The following is a 21,833-nucleotide window of genomic DNA, read 5'->3' as shown; positions in this document are numbered from 1 at the left end:
CGCAGGGAGGCCCACGTCATGACCGGCTGCAGCCGCTGCGTTCCCCTGCGCTCATCAACGTATTTGATATACGCAAGGATTCGTGTCGACCATGCTGAGCACCCAGCGCACCTACCTCGCCTACCTGAAATCCATCCCGCCACTGCTGGCCGAAACCTCAATCCGAGTCGACGAGGTGACGACGCTGCAGGACGACATCCAGCACACCGAACTGCTGGTACCGGTCATCGGTGCCTACAGCGCGGGTAAAAGCAGCCTGCTCAATGCGTTTCTTGGCGAGAACGTGCTAGGCGTGGGCCTGGCGCCGGAGACCGAGCTGGCCACCGAGTTGCGCTACTCCAGCGCCCCTCATCTGCTGGCGGTCCGCGCCGATGGCAGCAGCGAGCGCCTGGCCGTCGAAGACCTTGCCACGATCAAGACCCGGGCCGGCGAGTTCACCCACCTCCAGTTGTACCTCGACAACCCGCGCCTCAAGGCCCTGCCCTCGCTGGTATTGGTAGACATGCCGGGCTTCGGCTCCTCCCTGGGCAACCACAACAAGGCGATCGCCTATTACCTGCCGCGCGGCGTGCACTTCATCGTGGTGACCAGCGTCGAGGACGGCAACATCACCCAGTCGATGCTGCGGCAGTTGGACGATCTGCAGACCTATGGCCGGGATTTCACCTTCCTGCTGAACAAGGTCAACCTGCGCGCCGACGATGACGTGCAGGACGTCGCCGAGCTTATCGACGAGCAGATCAGCCTCAACTTCGCCGACACCCGCCCCCTGGTACGCATCGGCCTCGACGGCGACAAGCGCCTGGGCGAAGTGCTGGCCGGCCTGCAACCCGAGGAAATCGTCCGCCAGGTCTTCGAGGACCGCCTCAAGGACCTGACCCACGGGCTGCTGAATCAGATCAACCTGGCATTGACCGCACTGAAGAAGAACCAGGCCGAAAACGAACATGCCCTGAGCGAACTGACCCGTGGAGTCCGCCAGATCGAACGCAAGCGCGACGGCATTCTGGAAGATCTGCGCGACCGCCAGCTGGACCGGGCCGTCGCCAATTGCCTCGACGTGGTCGGCCGCGAGCTCGACAACGCCCAGTCGGAACTGGTCAATGCCGGCCTGGCGGGGAATCAGGAGGCATTTTCGCGGATCGTCTCCGAAGTCGTTCGGGGCTCGATGACCCGCACCATCAAGGAACAGATGGACCTGCTCAGCCGCACCGTGGTCAGCGACTTTGCGCAAACCGTCGGCGACCTGGGCAAGAGCATGGGGCAGTTCAGCAACGACCCCAACTGGCTGGAACAACTCACAGGCAGGATCAACCGGTCCCTGCAGAAGACCGGGGAGGCGCTGGGGCACTGGAGCCAGTCCCTGGCGGCGCGCAATGGCAACGAACTGGAAAGGCTGAAGCAGGAAACCGGCTGGAAGGAAGGCAACCCGCTGCCCAGGGTGAGCTACCAGGGCCTGGCCACGGTATTGGCGGTCACCACCTCGGTGGTCAATCCGCTGATCGAGCTGGCCATCATCTTCCTTCCGCAGATCCTGTCGTTCTTCAACGAAGGGCGTCAGCGCGATCAACTGCGCCAGAAAGTGACCAACGAGATCATCCCGTCGGTCAAGCGCGAGTTACGGGACCGGCTGCCGGCACTGCTGGCCGAGCAGATGGACGTTCTGGTGACCCAGGTCGGCGCGGAATTCGGCCACGAGATCGGTGAAAAGCAGAAGCTCATCGACGAGCTGGTCACCACCCGCAACCAGGATGCAGAGGCTGCCGGGCATCAGATTGCGCTGTTGAGCAGCGCCCGTGAGCAACTGCAGCAACTCGCCAAGCAAGCCCTCTACGAGCCGGGCCAATGAACGTACAGCACCTCCTGGACCTGAGCCAGCGCCTCCATGAATGGATGGAGAAATACAACCCGGAACTGGAAAAGGACATCGCCCAGTGGCTGCAAAAGCACGCCATCGACCGTCCCGAAGCCCTGGAAAAGGCCTTCGACCAACTGGCCGAGGAAGATCGCCTGCTGCAGATAGGCGTCGTGGGCCGGGTCAAGGCGGGCAAGTCCTCGCTGCTCAATGCGCTGATCTTCGATGGGCACTCGATCCTGCCCAAGGCGGCGACACCGATGACCGCAGCGCTGACCACCCTGACCTACGATGATGCCTTCGGCGCGCAGGTCCAGTTCTACAGCGCCGCCGACCGGGAAAACATCGAGCAAAGCGCCTTGCGCTACGAGCAGCGCCTGCGCGAAGAAAAGGCCCAGGCGTTCGAAACCCTGAGGCAGCGCCGCCTGCGCAGCGGACGCAGCGTCGATGACGAGCAGTTCCATGCCGACGTCGAGAAAACTGCGCAACGTGCCCTCCAGGGCGAACATGCCCTGGTCGCGGCCCATGACCAGTGGCAGCGCATTCGCGGACTAAACATCGACCTCGCGGCCCTCGACAGCGAAGCCCGCCTGCAGGCTGCCGACGCTCAGGCGCTGGCCAGACAGCTGCTCGATTATGTGGGCGCCGGTGGCGAGTACATGCCACTGACCAAGAGCGTGGACATCTTCCTGCCCCTGGACTCGCTGCGTAACCTGCGCATCATCGACACACCGGGCCTGAACGACCCGGTCCAGTCCCGCGAGGAGCGCACCACCGCCCTGCTCAAGCACTGCGACGTGGTGTTCATCGTCAGCCCTGCCGGCCAGTTCCTCAGCGAGCAGGACATCGAGATGATGAGCCGGATCACCCAGAAGGAAGGCGTGCAGGAGCTGGTCCTGATCGCCAGCCAGGTCGATAACCAACTGTATGGCAGCGACACCCGCCAGCCAATCCTGCAGGGCGCCCTGGACAAGATCACCCGGACCCTCGGCACCCATATGGTCGATACCCTGCAACGCTTGAAGGTCCAGCACCCGGAGATCGGTGCGACCTTCGACAGCCTGATCGAGCGCGGTGCCGGCCGGGTCCTGTATACCTCGGGCATCTGCCGCAGCCTGTCGGTGCGCTTCGAGCAGCAGGACGGTTGGGACAGCGGCGAGTGCAAGGCCTGGGAAAACCTGCGGACCCACTACCCCGACTTTTTCACACCCGAGCATGCCGAGCGCTGCCGGGGCAATCTCGACCTGCTGGCCAATACCGAGGCGTTGCTCGCGGTGCTGGAGGAAGTCCGCGAGCAGAAAGCGCGGATCATCCAGGACCGTCGCGAAGAGCTCGTCCGCGCCAAAGCCTCCGCCCTGGAAGCGTTCCGCGCCGACCTGCTGGACTTCACCCAGGCAAAGTACCAGGAAGTGCGCAGCGCCGACATCGATAGCCTCAAGGCCCAGCGGCGCAAGCTGGACAGCTTGATGGAGGTGGGCATCCATGATCTGGATAACGTCCTGGACGACTGCGCAGAGGAGTTTTGCCAAAACCTGAAGCGGGATCTCACCAAGGAGCTCGACGCCGCCTATCGCTCGACGCTCAAGGAGGTCGGAAACTCGGCTGAAGAAGAGACGAAACACGTCACAAGGGTGCGCGACAGCGCCGCGGCAAAAGTCGCCAACTGGATCTGGGGCGGCGGTACCGAAACCCACCAGTACACCGAGTTCAAGCTGTACTGGCTCCAGGTCCGCGAGGGTCTGGAAGAGTTTGCCAAGGGCCTGGGCGGAACCCTGAAGAGCACGAGCAAAACGCTCGCCAAGAAGTTCCGGGAAGATCTGAACAAGGCTTCTACCGCAGTTGCCAGGCGCCACCTGGGCGACGATCTCGACCCGGCGCTGGTCATCCGCACTACCAAAGCCCTGGCGGCGGGTCTGAAACTACCCGTTTTCGAACTCGACACCCGGCAGTTGAACAAACTCAGGGGCACTGGAAGCGTCCTGATGGACGACGAGGCGCGAACGTTCCTGCGGGACGCAAAGGCTCTTCTGGAAGCACTCAAGGGACAGGCCCGGACACAAATCCGCGAGTTCGCAGATGATGTGCCCGACAGGCTACCGGCTTCCTACGGCACCGCATTCTTCCAGGACATGCGCGAACGCATGGAGCAACTGGAACAACAGGTCGACAACGCCCTCATGACCCTGGACCGCCTGCAACGCATGGCCCGGGAGCTGGAAGCGGCATGAAGACCGAACTCTTTTCGCCGGCGCTGATGGAACAGTTGGACAAGCTCGGCCAGTGGTTCATCCGCCATCGTAAGCGATTGCACAACACCGTGGTCGAGTCCCTGCAGGTGGCGGATGATCGGCACGATGCCCTGAGCCGTGAGCATCAGGACACCGTCGGGCACCTGGCGTCGCTGCAGGCCGACCATGCGAAACTGACCGAGCGCCAGGCCAGCACCCGCGCCGAACTGGACGACACCCGACATACCCTGCACGAGACAAAAGGCTCCCTGAAGGACGCCAATACCCGGCATCTCCAGGCGCAACAGACGGCGAAGCTGCGTTTCGACACGTTGTCGGCGCGGCATGCGCAACTGGTCCAGGAGCGCAACAGCCTCGAACAGGCGCGCCAGGCCGTGGAACTGAGCCTCGAAGAGACCCGGAGTGAACTGCAGGTCGGCGTCGAGGCGCTCGACGCGACGACCAGGCGGCACGAGTTGCTGAATCAGGAGCACCACGACGCCCTGGAGCGGCTCGACACGCTGAGCACCGAACACGAGCGCCTGAGCGTAAGACAGGCCGCTACCGCCGCCGAGCTCGACAACACCCGACTGGCACTCGAAGACACACGGCAGTCGCTGGAACACACCCGCCAGGACCTGCAAAATCGCCTGGAAGCACATGACGCCCTGCAACGGACCCTCGAGGACGAACAGCAGCAGCGCGCCCAGTTGATCGACGAATTTAACGCACTACATCAACGCCATGGCGACACCTGGACGCGCTTTCAGCTCATCTCCAGGCTGCTCGCCGCCCGGCCCAGGGACAATGCCGGGCTGGTGCGCTTCAAGGCGTTGCTGAGCAACGAATACATGGCGTTCGCGGACGGCGAATCATCCCTGGCGACAGAAGCCAAGGCAGTCACGATGCTGCAATCGATACAGCAGGAACTGGCCCTGCTGGTCGGCTTCCCGGAAGTTCACCAGCGCACTATCGTCGGGATCGTCGGCGGCTTCAGCAGCGGCAAGTCGGAGTTCATCAACAGCTTCATCCAGGACCCCGAAGTACGCCTGCCGGTCGGCATGCAGCCGGTGACCGCCATTCCCAGCTACGTGCTGGCGACCCCAGCGCCGATGATCCGCGGCTATTCGGCGAACGGCGGGCATATCCCGCTGGAGGTAGACTTCTACCAAAGCATCTCTCATGCCTTCATCAACTCCTTCAGCTTCGACCTGAAGAGCCTGATGCCCTTCATGTGTGTGGGCGTGCGGATGCATCCCGAGCATTTCAGCCACATCTGCCTCATCGACACCCCTGGCTACAACCCACCGCTGACGGCCGCCGAGCACAGTCATGGCGACAAGCGCACCGCCATCCAGTTCGCCCGGCAGTCCGACGCGATCGTTTGGTTGATCGGCCTGGACGTCAACGGCACGGTGCCGGACTCGGACCTGCATTTCATCCAGGAGATCGGTGTCGAGCAGCGTCCGGTGTACGTGGTGCTGACCAAGGCCGACCTGAAGGCCATGGACCACATCGAGGACGTCATGGACGAGGTCCGCGAGATTCTGGAAGACATGGGCATTGCGGTGGCAGGCATCAGCGCGTACAGCTCCACCCTGCGCGAAGAGTTGATGTATCAAGGCGTTCCGCTGCTGGAGTATTTCAGCGGGATCAACCAGCGCGGCAACGCCCGCAGTCACCTGGACGGCCGGCTGCGAGAGGTGTTCTCGATGTACGACGAGGCCATCCAGGCCGATATCGACACCATCCGCGCGCAGAAAACCGCCATCAACGGCCTGCGGCTCGACAGCCTGCAAATCGCCGGAGAGGAGGTCTACAAGCGCATGCTCGGCCCCATCGACAAGCTCGACAGCAAACTCGACACCGCTCCGCTGGAACGCTGCCTTGAGGAATCACGACAGCTGTATGGGGCGTTCAGCGAGGCGGTTCGGCTAACTGTGGAAGCATCTGAGTCAGAGGTGTGAAGCTGGTTCGGCGAAAACTGCCCCAACACCTTTCTGATCACACAGCTCGTCAAAGTAAAAACCGTAGAGAGCATACCTGGTCAGGCAATGTATGTGATGAAGATCACTCAAACGTTGCTCCAGCGATATCAGCGTGTTGCGCAGCGTGGCAGCACCGCTTGCCATATGAAGGAAAATCACGTGGCCAAGGCAAAGCAAACACTGGAGTAGCGCCTCTCTTTATTTAAGTTCAGGCTGTAGTGGTCTAATGATTCCGGACACCCATTTAGGCGAAAATGCTCGCCATAGAGAGGTGTCTGATGACCAAGCAACGTCGTACCTTTACCCCAGAATTCAAGCGCGAAGCTGCCAGCCTGGTGCTCGACCAAGGCTATAGCCATATCGATGCCGCCCGTTCACTTGGGCTGGTGGAGTCGGCCCTGCGTCGATGGGTCAACCAGCTCCAGAAAGAGCGAGGCGGTGTCACTCCGACCAGCAAGGCGCTGACGCCCGAGCAGCAAAAAATCCAGGAATTAGAAGCCCGAATCAATCGGCTGGAACGGGAAAAATCGATCTTAAAAAAGGCCACCGCGCTCTTGATGGCCGAGGAGCACGAGCGTTCGCGTTAATTGATCAACTTCGTTCTGAAGAGCCTGTTGATCTGTTGTGCTCGGTATTTGAAGTCACCCGGTCTTGCTATTACGCGCACTGCCGCAAGCGCCGATCTCCGGACGTTGAGCGATTGGTTTTACGCAGCCGAGTGAACGAGCTGTTCACTCAAAGCCGCAGCGCGGCGGGCAGCCGAAGCATCATGCTCATGATGCGCGCGGACGGCATAGAGATTGGGCGATTCAAGGTGCGCAAGCTGATGAGCGAAATGAAGTTGATCAGCAAGCAACCTGGCTCACATGCCTATAAAAAGGCGACGGTGGAGCGGCCGGATATCCCGAACGTGTTGGATCGAGAGTTCACCGTGTCGGCGCCGAATGAGGTCTGGTGCGGTGACATCACGTATGTCTGGGCTCAAGGTCGCTGGCACTATTTGGCGGCTGTGATCGATCTGTTCGCCCGTCGCGTGGTGGGCTGGGCGTTTTCATCGAAGCCTGACGCTGACCTGGTTATCAAGGCTTTGGATATGGCCTATGAGCAGCGTGGTCGGCCTCAAAACGTTCTGTTTCACAGCGACCAAGGAAGCCAGTACGGCAGCCGAGGCTTCCGTCAGCGACTGTGGCGCTATCGCTTCAACCAGAGCATGAGTCGACGTGGAAACTGCCACGACAATGCACCGATGGAACGGTTGTTTCGCAGCCTGAAAACGGAATGGATACCGACCGTGGGCTACATGAGCGCTTCGTTAGCACAGCAGGATATCGGCCGGTTTTTGATGCAGCGCTACAACTGGCAACGGCCACATCAATTTAACAGCGGGCTGGCGCCCGCTGTGGCCGAGGAAAAACTTAACGCAGTGTCCGGGATTAGTTGACCACTACAATCCCGTTTTTTAAGAACCTCACCTACCATCTCCCTCTCGGCACAACCACTTCCCAACGCTCACACTTATTCAAATCCCTAAATTGCTCCTCACCATCCTCTGCAAACCGAACCATGACGGCAGCGACCTCGCATTGATCGAAGCCGATCTGTGGTTGGAAAGACTTGGCGGTTCGCCCTACCACGTTGCCTTGCTTGTCGAGCAGTTGATAGCGGCCAGCCTCTTCCTTCAGCGTCAGGGGATCCCCCTCGCGAAGTACCTCAACCGCCTTGTGTATCCGGGCATGCAGTGATTGACGACCGGCAAAGCCAATATCGATCTCCTTCAGCGTCAGTTGCTGAAAGCGCACTTCCAACTCAGGAAGAGGTTGCCCCTGAAAACCATGTTGCTGAACATCCCTCATCAGACTGCGACTGAATGGATTGCCGTCAGCGAACTCGCACAACGTAAGGGTCTGCTCGGCTCGCGTCATCCCCACGTAGTACAAACGTCGCTCATCAGCCAGCGTATCGACCTGAGCACTCCAACCACCATCCAACAGAACGACATGGCGGAACTCCAGCCCTTTCGCCGAGTGCACGGTGCCAAGACATAGGCCTTCCTTCGGCTGTTGGCGCAATTCACGGGCGTAGTCGTACAACCAGTCGATCAAGGCACCACTGCCAAGTTGGCATTCGCCCAACTCTCCTCGCATTTGCTCAAAGGCTGTCTGGAAAAAACTCCGCCACTCGGCTTCCACCAGTTGATTACTACACGACAAACGCTGCCATGCGTTCGCTGCGCACAAAGCGCCTTCGATTTCTCGCAGATAGTCGGTTGCAGCCACAAAACTGCGCTGCCGAGTAATGGGTAATGCCGTTTCCTTGTCTGCTGCCAGGAAATAAGGAATCTCGTGCTGCTCGCACCAGGCCTGAATTGGCCAAAGATAGCGGTGCGTCCGCGCCAGAACCGCACAACCGTTCCAACTCCCTGGCTCGAGCATCACTAACCGCTCCAACTCCATCATGGCCGCCTGAGCCTGCAGATTACCGCGCTCACGGTCACTCGGGTCGATCAGCAATCTCAGTACCCGGCCCTTGCGTTGCTCATCCTGCTCTTCCCATAGCCCGCCGGCCGGCAGCTCCTGCCGAGCCCTGTCGATCCGGATTGGGTCGGCCTCTTTCAGTCGAGCCGAACTCTGGCCAATGAGCTGGTTGGCCGCCTCAATAATGCGCAGGGAAGAACGGTAGTTATCGACCAGGAAGCTGGTCGACGCCTCATAGTCGTCGCGGAAGCGTTCGATATAACGATTGTTGGTATCGCGCCAGGCATAGATGTTCTGGTCATCATCGCCTACCGCCATGATACACAACCGGCCATCCTCTTCCGCGTGCCGCCCAGCTAGAGCACTGACCAGGCGGTACTGCAGATCATCAATGTCTTGATATTCATCGACCAGGATATAACGGTATCCGCGCAGTAGCTGCTCGCGGAGGTCGTCCTCGCCCTCAATATTGCGCCTACCCTCCAGCAACTCGACGGCATCGCTTAACACCTGCTTGAGAGCTCGCTCGTCGACCGTCGCGCCTCGTTCGAAACGGGTTCCGGTCAAACGCATGGCCATGCTGTGATAAGTCAGAACACTGACACCATAGGCGTCGCCCCCGACCAGGGCCAACAGCCGTTTGCGGATCTCGTTCGCTGCATGACGGTTGAAGGTCAACGCCACAATGCTGGTCGCTGGTACTCGCCGCACTCGCAACAGGTAAGCGATGCGATGCACGATCACACGTGTTTTGCCGGAGCCCGGTCCAGCCAGCACTAGCCGATTGATGTCGTCATCGTCAGCGACGATTAGTTTCTGAGTGGTGCTCAGCGACTCGATGATTGATTTCCATGACTCCTCGCTGGTCGCCAGCTTGAGCACGTCCTCCCGCCCATTAAAATGCCGCTTGATGAATGCCTGCTTGGAGTCGGTGAAGTAATTCAGCACCAGGTGCAACGCCTCAGCCATCTCCTTCAGCGCCACTTCCGCATATTCACGCATCACATGAACCTGAATGAGCTTCTCGCGGTAGTGCTCGTCGAGTCGCAAGTAGTCCTCCTTGAGGAAGGTCTTGCGCTTGTCTTCCTTCTTGACCTCGATGGTCATAGCCCGGCGCATGACCGTCATGCCGTGGTTGAGGGTCAAAATGTCCTGCCGATGCAAATAGAGCAGGACATGCTCAATCACCTTGCGGCGCCTGTTAGGCGGAATCAGATGCGGCAGTTCGAGGTCACTTTCGATCACCCGGAGCAATTCGCCAAAACTCGTTTCGACCAGCAGATCCGCGCCACGCAATCCTGCCGGTAGCTTACCGACCAACAGTTCCAGGAACTTGCTCGCCAATACGCGCCGCACGTCACCAAAGCCAACGATCTTCGCCCAGGAATGACCACCCTTGATGCGCAGTTTGAGGTAGTCACGATTGAGTTGCCTGAGCTCAAAGCTACTGCGCTGCTGATCATCCGCATCATGATCCTGTGCCAGGCTGCGCAACAACCGAAGCACGTGCAGCGGGAGCAGTTCCTCCAGCTTTGTCGCTGCCTTAAGTTCAGCGGTCAGTGACGGAAGATTCAGATCCTGCCAACCGCCCTGCTCGGCGTCCGGCGCCTGCTCTGGCAAGCACCGCAGCAATGCCTTTTCCAGCTCCAGGGTGTTCTGAAGGCGCTGACTGGAAGCCCCCGTCACACCATGGCGCACATACAGCGTTACCTGCGAGTCATTGACCAGCAGCCCCATCTCCTCCAACTGCTTGAGTGCGCTGGCAACCTCCTCCGATTCCAGGCTGGTCAACTGCATCAACTGGTCGGTGTTCACCCGCTCATCAGCATCGGCGCCGTAGAGAAAGCGCAGAATAGCCCTGAACTCCTCCAATCGACGTTGCGGCAACTCGGCCTTCAGCAAACGTTTCTCGGCCTCTTCCTCGCTCACATCCAGCCGTGCTGGGAAAATCTGCGTGTGGTTTTCCTCACGTTTAAGGTAATCACCACGCTCCAGCCAAGCAACCGCCGTAACGACCTTGGTTTCGGCATCACGTTCATCCGCGGAGAAACTGGTTTCAACGTTATCGTCTAACAGGATTTCGCCCGCCGTGATGATCAGCTTGCCACTCTTGCGTCGACTGCTCTCGTTACGCAACTTGCGCAGGATCTGCTGGATGTCACGGATGCTGAGCTTCGAGCGCTCGCTCATGCCGAACTGAGTTTCGATGTCTTGTGGGTCGTACAACAGCACACAGCGCGCATCACCCTGATCACGCCCAGCCCTGCCCGCCTCCTGCAAGTAGTTCTCCAGCGAGCCTGGTATGTCGGCATGTACAACGAGACGGATATCTGCCTTGTCCACGCCCATCCCGAAAGCGTTGGTGGCAACGATGATTTTCAGTTGCCCAGCCTTAAAATCGTCCTGAATATCCGTTTTGGTGTTGGGCTCAAGACCGGCATGGAAATGTTTGCAAGACCAGCCTTGGCCAATCAGGAAATCGGACAGTTCCTCAGCACTCTTACGACTGGAAACGAAGACGACTGCACCGCCCTCCTGAGCGTTCAGGTGCTCACGCAGTAACCCATCCGTACGCGACCACTTCTCTGCCTTGGTGCAGGGCAGCACGTCAAAATGCAGATTGGTTCGCTCGTGCCCTCCAGGGAACACCTTGAATTCAATGCCTAGGCTTTCCCTGAAGTGGCTCTGAATATCCGCTAGCACATCGGGCTTGGCCGTCGCGGTAAAACAGCCGATCTGCGCTAGCGGTTGGTCATCGGTGTACTCCCGGATGAAGCGGGACACATAAAGGTAATCTGGCCGAAAGTCGCTGCCCCATTTCGACAGGCAATGCGCCTCATCGAAAATCCAAGCACCAACCTGACGCTGACGGATCGCTCGCCGGAAAGCCTTGTTGCGGAACTGCTCGGGCGACACCAGCAAAATGCCGACGTCGCCCATCTGGATCTTCTCCAGTACCTCTGCGCGCTCCGGCATAGTAAGCAGGCCATTCAGTGCTGCGGCACACTGGACGTTGCGCTCCAGCAGTCCGTCGACCTGATCCTTCATCAGTGACTGCAACGGCGAAACGATGACGGTGAGACTGCCGTTACGATGAAACCGGTTCAATGCCGGCAATTGATAACATAGCGACTTGCCCCCGCCGGTCGCCAGGATGGCCAATACGTGCTGGCCACGCATACCGGCCAGCACGATGTCGTGCTGAAGACTCTCCCCTGGCCTCTCGTAGCGAAAATCAGGGAAGCCGAAGTAGCGATTCAGTTCGTGACGTGGATCATGAGTCGTCTGACAGTACTGACAATCCTCGCGCTCACACGGCACATCACGTAGCTCGGAGATTAACCGTCCAACCTCCGGAAACTGGTGTCGAACCCAAGGCGCTAACACCGAGTTGCCGCCAGATACCCGGAGCCAGGCCAACACATAGGCCAGTGACCAATGCAATTCTTCCCCTTGAAGATCGTCGTCGAGCAGTTGCTCCAGTCGTGCCCGACATACCTTCAAATCCCGCAGTTGAGAAGGATCCGTCTCTTGCAGCAATTGCGGAACCAGCATTTTGAGCTCGGGTACAGATACCGGAGACTGCCCAGTCAAGGATGCGAAGAAAGCTCCCAGGTCTCCCCTCATACTCGGCGTTAGCAACGCCTGATAGCAGAGAAGCTCCATCTGGTTGATCTCGTTCAACTGCGTGAAGGCCTGGCGTTGATCCTGAAAAAGAACCAACGTCGAGCGGCAGTCTGACAACGGCGAGTTCAGGCTGTCACGGACAAGCTTGTAATCCTTGATCAGCCGGTGATATGGGTTTTGTGGAAACGCCAGTGGCGACAGACGCAGAGTATCGATGACCGGCAGAGCATGCAAAGCCATACCAGGCAAATGTTCGCGCAAGATAGGCAGATCGTGATCGATAACATTGTGTCCGAGTACGAAGCTCGCCCCCTCGGACAGTGCATCCAACTGCTGCAAGGCTAGGGACGGGTTTCCAGATACCTTCAGCTCCAACTCCGCCCCCGAGTCAGGCCGAAGGGCACCGACCATCATGATCTGGGCAGGCTCATTGCTCTTGGGCGGCACCACCTCAAGATCGAAAATAAGGCATTTGGGTTGAGGAAGTGACGACATCAAACGGGCATTCCCTGCTCAGCTATTGCGACAATCATCATTCAACGCATGAACGATGGAAGTGATGGGCATCATCATGCCATCAAGCACCAATAAGAGATATCTAGATGCACTCCTACGAGACACTTGGCGCACTGTCCTGACAACCAATTATGCCGACAACCTCCGAGCAAGCAGGGACTGACGTACACTAAAAGCCACCGACAACCATCCTGATCCGCGTCAGAGATCGCCAATCACGATTGGCGCGCGTACCGGTCGGGACTAGGGGCAAAATTGGGGGCACAGGCTAAGAATTTCATACTTAAACCACCGATCTAGAGCCCTGTCCAAATGTTTTTTGGGGATCCTGACAGCCTGCAACAGCCCCCTGCCGGCCTGCCACATCACGACAAGCCACAGACGGACCGCCAATACCAGCTGGCAATCGAGCGACAGGATGCAGCCCCTCAAAGCTGCCGATGCAGTGAATTACCGACGCAACAGCACGCCATCAGCCCCCCAATCAACCAGCACTCACCACATGCTTCAACTCCTGAAACGCTGCCAGCCCCCAGGGGCCGAGCTCGCGCCCGATGCTGCTCTGCTTGTACCCACCCCAGGCGGTCTGCGGGAAGATCACCTGAGGCGCATTGATCCAGACCATGCCGGCCTGCAAGGCATCCGCTACCCGGTTGGCCGCAACGCGGTCGCGGCCGACCACCGTGGCCACCAGGCCAAAATCACCCTGGTTGGCCAGCGCAATGGCCTCGGCTTCGGTGCCGAAACTGCGGATGCAGATCACCGGGCCGAAGATCTCCTCGTTCCACAAGCTGCTGTCCAGCGCCACGTCGGTGAACACCGTCGGCGCAACGTAGAACCCCTGCGCCAAGCCCTGCGGGCGCCCACCGCCGCACTCGAGCCGGGCGCCGGAAGCCAGCCCGCGCGCGATGTGCGCCAGCACACGCTCGTACTGGGCACGGTTGACCAGCGCACCCATCTGCACCCCGTCGACAAAGGGGTCGCCAACGATGATCGCCTGGGCGCGGGCCCTGACCTTTGCCACGAAGGCGTCCGCCAGGTGCTCGGCGACCAGCACCCGGCTGGTGGCCGAGCACATCTGGCCAGCGTTGTAGAAGCCGCCGCCACAGGTCAGCTCGACCGCCAGTTCCAGGTCGGCGTCCTCCAGCACGATGAGCGAGGACTTGCCGCCCAGCTCCAGGCTGACACCCTTCACCGTCTCTGCCGCACGCTGCATCACCTGAACCCCCACCGCGTTGCTGCCGGTGAAAGAGATCTTGGCCACCTGCGAGTGCGCCGACAAGGGTGCGCCCACGGCCAGGCCGGTACCGCACACGATGTTCAACACGCCCGCCGGCAGGCCCGCCTCGAGAATGATCCGCGCCAGTGCAAGCTCCGGCAACGGCGTGACCTCCGATGGCTTGAGCACCACCGTGCACCCCGCAGCCAGGGCCGGCGCCAGTTTCCAGGCCGTGGTGACCATGGGGAAGTTCCACGGCACGATCAGCGCAACCACGCCACACGGCTCGCGGCGCAAGCGCGCGGCATAGTCGCTGACAGGCAGCTCCACATCGCGGTCCTGTGCAGCGTCAAGGCCCTGGGCCAGGTCGGCGTAATAGTCAAAGGTGGCTATCACGTCGTCCACGTCCAGCCCCGCTTCGGCCAATGGCTTGCCGTTGTTGCGCGATTGCAGCGCCATCAGGGTTTGGCGGTTCTGCTGTATGCCCCGGGCAATGCGGCGCAACACCTGGGCACGCAACGCGCCAGTGCTGGTTGACCACTGCGCGAATGCAGCAGCGGCGCTTTGCACGGCAAGCTCGACGGTTTCAGCGTTGCCCCCGCCCACCGTGGCGATTAGCGCCTCGGTGGAGGGGTTGATGACCTCGAGCGGCGGGCCGTCGGCGAGCCATTGCTCGCCGATCAGCACGCCGGCGAGCACTTCGGATGAACATTCAGGAGGGAGCATCGTCATTCCTTCGCAAGCGGCTCAGAGGCCGGCCTGCAGCTTCTCGATGAACTGGCGGATCCGCTGGCAGGCGTCCAGCAGGTCCTTGTCGGCAACGGTGAACGACACCCGCACGAAGCCCGCGCAACTGGCGCCAAAGGCCTGGGCATCGAGCACCGAGACGCCGGTCTCGCGGAACAGCGCCCAGGCAAAATCGACGCCCGACAGGCCCGTGGCACGAATGTCCAGCAGCATGAACATGCCCGCCTCGGGCACCTTGCCCTTGATCAGCGGCACCCCGTCCAGCTCTCGGGCGATCAGGTCACGGCGGCGGGTGTAGAGTTCGCGGGCCGAGGCGACGATCTCATCGTCCAGCTCGATGGCCTTGAGCGCGGCTTCCTGAACAAAGCCCGGTAGACCGTAGAGCATGCACAGCAGCAGGTTGTCCAGGTGCTGGACAAGGCTCGTGGGCGCCACCACCCAGCCGACCCGCCAGCCGGTCATGGCGTGGGATTTGGACAGGCTGTTGAGCACCACCGTGCGCTCGGCCATGCCCTCCAGGCTGGCGATGCTGATGTGCGGCGCGTCGTAGGTCAGCTGGCAGTAGACCTCGTCCGAGATCACCCACAGGTCGTGACGCCGGGCCACCTGCGCCACCGCCTCCAGCTCCTCGCGGGTGTAGACGTTGCCGGTGGGGTTGTTCGGCGTGGCCAGGGCGATGCCACGGGTGTTGGGGGTCAGTGCGGCTTCAAGCGCCTGGGCCGTGAGGCGAAAGTCCTTCTCGGCAGGCTGCTCGATGCACACCAGCCGCGCACCGGATGCCTGCACGCTGGCAGCGTAGGTCAGGTACATCGGCTCGGGCACCAGCACGTCATCGCCGCTTTCGAACAGGCACATGGCTGCGGCGTACAGGCCGTTCTGCGCACCGGCCACCAGCGCGACGTTCTCGGCGGCAACCGGTATGCCCAGCAGCTTGCGCTGCTTGGCCGCGATGGCTTCGCGCAGCTTTTCCCGGCCCACTACCGGGGTGTAGTGGGTATCGCCGGCCTTCAGGGCCTGGATCGCGGCCTCGCAGATCGCATCGTCCGTCGCGAAATCGGGGTCGCCGATGCTGAGGATGATCGCGTTCTCGCCCCGCTCCTGCGCCTGGCAGGCAGCATAGTGAATGTCCCATGCGGCTACGCTCTCGCCGCTGATGCGTTGAACCAGAGATGAATACTTCATTTGAATTCCTTGTGGCGTACAGACCGACGCCAATACGTTAGCCACTAGACTCGACGCTGCGAGGTGGTGCCCATCAACTTGAAGCTCTTTTCGATGATCAGGGCCAGGACGATGTAGGTGATCGCCACCAACAGCAGCGGCTCATAGACCCGCAGGGTCTGCGAACGCACGATGTTGGCGGCGCCGAGCAGGTCGGTAACCGCGACGGTGGAGGCCAGCGCCGTGGATTTGAGCAGCATCACGCTCTCCCCCGCCAGGGTCGGCCTGACCATCTGCAATGCCCGCGGCAACCACACCCTGCGCAGGATCTGCCCGCGGCGCATGCCATAGGCGCGTGCCGCTTCAAGCTCGCCCCTGGGTACGGCGCGCAGGCCACTGCGCAGCACTTCGCCCACATACGCCCCCACGCTCAAGGTCAGTGCAAGGGCCACATACCAGAACCCTTCGCGCAGGTAGGGCCACAACACCCCGCCCCTGATCAGCGGGTAGCTGGCCAGCACGCTGCCGACGCCGTAATACAGGATGTAGATCTGCACCAGCAGCGGCGTGCCGCGAATCACGCTGCTGACAAACCGGCAGGCGTTGGCCAGCACGACGCTGTTGGACAGGCGCCCCAGGGCCATCGCGATGGCCAGTACAAACCCGAAGCCTGCCGAGATGAGCAGCAACTGCACGGTCAGGCCGGCACCGCGCAGCAGTTCACTGGAAAAATCATTCAGCCAAGTCAAATCCATGATCGTCCCCTTATACGTTCCTGGGCATCCAGCGTTCGAAGCCGGCCTCGAACTTGCGGAACACCATGCTGGAAACCAGGGTGATGACGTAATAGAACGCCGCGACCACCAGGTAGAACAGCAGGTAGTGCTTGGTGCTGGCCGCCGCCTGACGCCCGGCGGTCAGCAGTTCGCTGTAGCCCACCACGCTGATCAGCGCACTTTCCTTGACCAGCACCAGCCACAGGTTCGACAGGCCCGCGATGGCGAACGGCAACATGCACGGCAGGATGATCCGGCTCAACAGCTTTGCCCGCGACATGCCGTAGGCCCTGCCGGCCTCCACCAGCCCCGCAGGAATGGCCTCGACGGCGCCGCGAATCACCTCACCCGAGTAGGCGCCCTGGACAATCCCCAGCACCACGACCGCAGCCAGAAACCCGTTGATCTCGACACTGGGCCGGCCCATCGCGGCCATCGCCAGGTTCAGCAGGTCGGTGCCTGCGTAGTACAGCAGCAGGATCAGCAGCAGTTCCGGCACGGCGCGGTACAGCGTGGTGTAGCAGTTGGCACAGGCGACCATCCAGCGTGGCCCCCTGAGCTTGATCAACGCGACGAGCAGGCCGATGCACAGGCCCAGCGCGAAGGCCCCCAGGGAGATACCCAGGGTTTTCACCGCGCCCTGGGCCAGGGTTTGAATCCAGCCCTCGGCGAACAGCAGATTGGACATTTCAGAAATGGTCATACAGGCACCCGATCACCCGCGCAGGTTTCAACCGCCTCATTGGGCGGCTGTGACACTGGATTTGAAGTAGCGCGCACCAATGGCGTCGTAGGTGCCGTCTTCGCGCACGGCCTTGAGCGCCTGGTTCAGCTTCTCGCGCAGGGCATCGTCGCCCTTGCGCACCGCCGCGCCGATGCCCTTGCCGAACAGCGGGTCGGCCGGCGCGATGCCCTTGCCGGCCAGCATCGCGTTGTCGGGCAGTGCCAGCATCGGCGCCACCGAGATCTTGTCGGCCAGCATGATGTCGATGCGGCCGCTGCGCAGGTCGGCCAGCAGGTCGTCCTGGTCGTTGTAGTAGCGGATGGTCGAGCCTTTGCCGAAGTACTCCTTGACGTAGGCCGAATGGCTGGTCGAGCCCTGCACGCCAATGATCTTGCCCTTGAGCCCTTCCGGGGTGGGCGTCAGTTCCAGGGCGGCATCCCCGACCCACAGTGCGGGCGTCTCGATGTACGGGTCGCTGAAGTCCACCACCTGCTCACGTTCGGGGGTGATGGACATCGAGTTCATGATGACGTCCACCTGCTTGGAGCGCAGCGCCGGAATCAGGCCGTCCCAGGCCATTCCCTTGAGCGAGCACTCGGCCTGCATGCGCTTGCACACTTCGCTGATCAGGTCAGGCTCGAAACCGCTCCACGCACCATTGCTGTTTCTGAAGGAAAACGGCGGGTAGGGTTCCTGGGAAATCGCGAACACCACCTTGTCCTGGGCGTGAGCGACATTGATCGCCCCGGCCAGCAGGAGCGAGTGCACGACAGCAACGAGTGTCTTTTTCATTTAACAGTCCTTATGCAGCTATTGTTTGGTTTTTGGCAGCGGACAATGCAGGGGCACGCCCCCGCGGATGAATAGTGTTGTTATGAGCGATTGTTCTGCGCCATCACGAACTGGCGGCACCGCTCGCTGTGCGGGTCGAGCATCACCTGTTGCGGTGGGCCCTGCTCTTCGATCTGGCCCTGGTGCAGGTACACGACCTGGGTGGAGACATCCCGCGCGAACGCCATCTCGTGGGTCACCAGGATCATCGTGCGGCCCTCCTGCGCGATGTCGCGGATCACCTTCAACACGTCGCCCACCAGCTCCGGGTCCAGCGCCGAGGTAGGTTCGTCGAACAGCATCACCTTGGGCCGTACCGCCAGTGCCCGCGCGATGGCGACCCGTTGCTGCTGGCCACCGGACAGAAACGAGGGGTAGTCGTGGCGCTTGTGGGCCAGCCCGACCTTCTCCAGCAACTGCTCGGCATGCGCGATCGCGTCCTGGCGCTTCTCACCCAGTACATGCACCGGGGCCTCGATCACGTTCTCCAGCACGGTGCGATGCGGCCACAGGTTGAAGTTCTGGAACACCATGCTCAGGGTCGCACGCAGCCGCTCGACCTGGCGCAGGTCGGCGATCTCGCGCACCCCGCCACGCCCCTGCCTGAACCTGACTTCCTCGTCGTTCACGCGCAGGCTGCCGGCGTTGGGAATCTCCAGCAGGTTGATGCAGCGCAGCAAGGTGCTCTTGCCCGAGCCGCTGGAACCGATCAGGGACACCACGTCCCCCTCATGGGCACGCAGGGAGATCCCTTTGAGGACGTGATGGTCGCCGTAGCTCTTGTGCAGGTCATCGATGGCGACGACGGGGGTCGACTGCACGCTTGGCAGCCCTTTTTCGTGGATCATGCTTCGATGTCCCATTGTTGTTGATCAACCCGACCGGACAGCCCCGTCAGGCAGGCAGAAAGTCCGAGGCGTTCAGTTCGATGACATGCGGCTCGCCGCTCTCCAGGCCTTGCAGCAGATCGCGCAACCCGTCCAGGCTGCCGGCGGTGTGGTACTGCACATGACAGGAGCGTGCGAACGCCGCGAAGTCCGGCGTGAGGATGTCCACGCCCAGGGGCGCAATGTCGCGCGCCGTCATGTAGTCGCGAATTTCGCCGTAGCACTGGTTGTTCCACAGCACCAGGATGACCCCGATGCCGTGCTCGCGCGCCGCGATCAGTTCGGCGCTCGAGAACTGCAAACCACCATCGCCCACCAGCGCCACCACGGCACGTTCAGGCAGGGCAACCTTGGCACCGATGGCCGCCGGGAGGCCGTAGCCCAGCGTTCCGTACCCGGTACCGGCGTTGAACCAAGTGCACGGGGCCGGTGCGCGGTAGCCCAGCGCGCCCTGGTACACCGGCTGCGTCGAATCGCCAACCAGGATCGGCGCCGGCAGGCTGTCGCGCAGCGTATCCAGCAGCGCCTGCATGGCCTGCTGCCTGCCGGTCCAGCTGCCGCGCTCGGCGGCATTGACCCGCGGCACGTTCAACGCGGCCCAGTCACTGTCTGCGGCCGCCCCGGGCAGCGCTGCGATCAGGGCCTGCAGCCCCAACCGTGCGTCGCCAAGCAGCCCGACGGCTGCGCGTTGCACACCCAGGATCTGCATCGGGTCGATGTCCAGGCGAATCACCGGCACCTGCAGGGCCAGTGGCCCGAGGCCGAAGAAGTCGTAGTCGGTTTCGCCCAGCTCGGTGCCCACCGCCAGCACCACATCGGCCTGGGCGAAAAGTGCACGGCCATGGGCGGACGATTGCACGCCATCGAGCAGCAGCGGGTGCGCAGGCGGCAGGATGCCGCGTGCATTGGTGGTCAGCGCAACGGGTGCCTGGAGACGCTCGGCCAGTGCCCGCAGTGCATCACTGGCACCGCGCGCGCCGCCGCCGGCGAGAATCAGCGGCCGCCGTGCCGCGCCCAGCAGGGCGGCGGCCTGCTGTACAGCCGCCTCGGCAGGCGCGCTGGCCAGCGGCAATGCGCGAGGGCTCAGGTCCAGGCCATCGGCCGGCATTTCCAGCACATCCAGCGGGATCTCGATATGAACCGGGCGCGGCCGGGCGCAACCGAACAGCGCGAAGGCACGGGCAATCACCTCCGGCAGTTCCTGCGGGCGCTGCAGGGTATGGCTGAAGGCACACACGCCGGCCACCATCGCGCGCTGGTCAGGCAGTTCGTGCAGGTAACCGTGCCCCAGCCGCTGATGCTCGCGACGGCTGGTGGTGGAAATCACCAGCATCGGCACCGAGTCGGCGTAGGCCTGGCCCATGGCGGTCAGAATGTTGGTCATGCCGGGGCCTGTGATGATGAAGCACACCCCCGGCTTGCCACTGGCTCGGGCATAGCCGTCCGCCATGAACCCTGCGCCCTGCTCGTGGCGAGGGCTGACATGGCGAAGCCGGCTACCGTGCAATCCGCGATACAACTCAACAGTGTGCACGCCCGGAATACCGAACACGGTGTCCACACCATAACCTTCAAGCAGTTTGACGAGCGCCTGAGCACAACTAGTCATTGGGTCTTCTCCTGTTATTTTTACCAGACCGCCGAGGCATTTTTCAGTAGATGCTGGGCAACCACAATCGAATTAAATTTGGCTGATTGTTGATATCTGCTCACCACTCCTGCCCCCTCCGCACAGGCCAGAAGGCCACTACCACCCACATTGCTGAACCTGCCGGAGGCCGTCGCCAATTCCGCTTCACCCATGATGTGAATAAAGCTTGTCATTTGTGTGGACAACGCACGCCTGGAAGCCGGCCTCGAGCGCCTCGGGGGCCAGGGTGCCGCGCTTGCCGATGCACACGAGCCGGGTGTGGGGCGTTTCATCGCCCCAGACGCGGTCGGGCAGGATCTCGCAGCGGCTGCCGACCAGGTGCATGATGAACCGCTTGCCCGGCACTTCGGCGATGTGCAGCGTGCCCTTGGCCCGATAGATCGACGCCGGCAGCTGCGCCAGTGTCGCGCGCAGCGTGTCGAGCGCCAGCGGTCTGTCGCTGGCGAAACTCCAGGACTCGAACACGCTGGCGTGATCTGCCGCGTGCCCGCCCAGGCTCGGCGCTGAGGCCGCCTTGACCGGCGTGAACGACGCCAGCGGGTTGCCGCGCCCCACGCCCAGCACCAGCTCCAGCGGCACATCGCCATACTGGCATTCGAGCATTCGCGCCCGGGGGTACAGCCAGCGGCTCTTGAGCGCCTCGATCTGGCTGCGTTCGACCCGGTCCACCTTGTTCAGCACGATGATGTCCGCCACGTCCAGCTGGTCCATGGCCAACTGCGCCATCTCGCCCTCGAGCTGCCCGAACTGCTCGGTGTCCACCACCGTGATGATGCTGTCGATCGACAGCGCATCGCGAAACTGCGGGTACTTCAGCGTGCGGGCGATCTTGCCCGGGCTCGACACCCCGCTCGCCTCGATCAGAATGTACTCCGGGCGGTTCTGCCGGTCGCCGAGCAGGCGCCCCAGTTGCTCGATCAGGTCGCTTTCAACCGTGCAGCAGATGCAGCCGTTGGCCAGGCTGAGGGTGGTCTGGGTCTGGCTGACGATCAGCTCGCTGTCGATGTTGATCGCGCCAAAGTCATTGACCATCACCGCCATGCGCAAGCCGTGATCGCTGCCCAGGATCTTGTTGAGCAGGGTGGTCTTGCCGGAGCCGAGAAACCCCGACACCAGCGTCACCGGAATGGGAGACTGCTTGTTCATCAA

The 21,833-nt window shown here is 61.6% G+C and carries 13 protein-coding genes; 4 read left to right on the top strand and 9 right to left on the bottom strand.

Annotation, left to right across the window (positions count from 1 at the left end; genetic code table 11):
* Nucleotides 1–91: 91 nt before the first annotated feature.
* From KH389_RS11625 to KH389_RS11610, 4 genes are all read left to right on the top strand, one after another.
* Nucleotides 92–1,849, top strand: coding sequence for a dynamin family protein (locus KH389_RS11625; protein WP_058540297.1), 1,758 nt, complete (start codon nt 92–94; stop codon nt 1,847–1,849).
* Nucleotides 1,846–4,083, top strand: coding sequence for a dynamin family protein (locus KH389_RS11620; protein WP_058540298.1), 2,238 nt, complete (start codon nt 1,846–1,848; stop codon nt 4,081–4,083). The genes KH389_RS11625 and KH389_RS11620 overlap by 4 nt, the downstream gene beginning before the upstream one ends.
* Nucleotides 4,080–6,050 (top strand): dynamin family protein, encoded by a 1,971-nt coding sequence (locus tag KH389_RS11615; RefSeq protein WP_058540299.1) that lies wholly within the window; start codon nt 4,080–4,082, stop codon nt 6,048–6,050. The genes KH389_RS11620 and KH389_RS11615 overlap by 4 nt, the downstream gene beginning before the upstream one ends.
* A 299-nt stretch (nt 6,051–6,349) precedes the next feature.
* Nucleotides 6,350–7,512 (top strand): IS3 family transposase gene (locus tag KH389_RS11610; protein ID WP_213607380.1). Its coding sequence is split into 2 segments (ribosomal slippage): nt 6,350–6,602 and nt 6,602–7,512, totalling 1,164 coding nucleotides; the frame shifts between segments, so codons are not numbered across the junction.
* 31 nt (nt 7,513–7,543) lie between these two features.
* On the opposite strand, the gene KH389_RS11605 is transcribed toward KH389_RS11610, so the two are convergent.
* From KH389_RS11605 to KH389_RS11565, 9 genes are all read right to left on the bottom strand, one after another.
* Nucleotides 7,544–12,667: a RecQ family ATP-dependent DNA helicase gene (locus tag KH389_RS11605; protein WP_058540300.1), complete on the bottom strand. Its 5,124-nt coding sequence runs from the start codon at nt 12,665–12,667 to the stop codon at nt 7,544–7,546.
* Between the two features lie 505 nt (nt 12,668–13,172).
* Entirely contained in the window at nt 13,173–14,633 is a 1,461-nt protein-coding gene (locus KH389_RS11600; protein ID WP_213607379.1) for an aldehyde dehydrogenase family protein, read from the bottom strand.
* Between the two features lie 21 nt (nt 14,634–14,654).
* Nucleotides 14,655–15,836, bottom strand: coding sequence for a pyridoxal phosphate-dependent aminotransferase (locus tag KH389_RS11595; RefSeq protein WP_043864003.1), 1,182 nt, complete (start codon nt 15,834–15,836; stop codon nt 14,655–14,657).
* Between the two features lie 44 nt (nt 15,837–15,880).
* Nucleotides 15,881–16,570 carry an ABC transporter permease gene (locus KH389_RS11590; RefSeq protein ID WP_043864004.1) on the bottom strand — a complete coding sequence of 230 codons (690 nt, stop codon included), beginning with the start codon at nt 16,568–16,570 and terminating at the stop codon, nt 15,881–15,883.
* A gap of 10 nt (nt 16,571–16,580) precedes the next feature.
* The gene (locus tag KH389_RS11585) at nt 16,581–17,294 is read right to left on the bottom strand and encodes an ABC transporter permease (protein ID WP_043864005.1); all 714 of its coding nucleotides are present in this window, start codon (nt 17,292–17,294) and stop codon (nt 16,581–16,583) included.
* 36 nt (nt 17,295–17,330) lie between these two features.
* The gene (locus KH389_RS11580; protein ID WP_213607378.1) at nt 17,331–18,107 is read right to left on the bottom strand and encodes a transporter substrate-binding domain-containing protein; all 777 of its coding nucleotides are present in this window, start codon (nt 18,105–18,107) and stop codon (nt 17,331–17,333) included.
* A gap of 80 nt (nt 18,108–18,187) precedes the next feature.
* Nucleotides 18,188–18,994: an ABC transporter ATP-binding protein gene (locus KH389_RS11575; RefSeq protein WP_054914376.1), complete on the bottom strand. Its 807-nt coding sequence runs from the start codon at nt 18,992–18,994 to the stop codon at nt 18,188–18,190.
* Nucleotides 18,995–19,040: 46 nt separating this feature from the next.
* A complete protein-coding gene (locus tag KH389_RS11570) occupies nt 19,041–20,642 on the bottom strand; it encodes a 5-guanidino-2-oxopentanoate decarboxylase (protein ID WP_043864007.1) in 1,602 nt (533 codons plus the stop codon).
* A 186-nt stretch (nt 20,643–20,828) separates the two neighbouring features.
* Nucleotides 20,829–21,830, bottom strand: coding sequence for a CobW family GTP-binding protein (locus KH389_RS11565; protein ID WP_058540303.1), 1,002 nt, complete (start codon nt 21,828–21,830; stop codon nt 20,829–20,831).
* Between the last annotated feature and the right edge of the window lie 3 nt (nt 21,831–21,833).

Source organism: Pseudomonas qingdaonensis, from assembly GCF_018398475.1.
GTDB lineage: Bacteria > Pseudomonadota > Gammaproteobacteria > Pseudomonadales > Pseudomonadaceae > Aquipseudomonas > Aquipseudomonas palmensis.
This window is presented reverse-complemented; position numbering and strand designations above follow the sequence as displayed.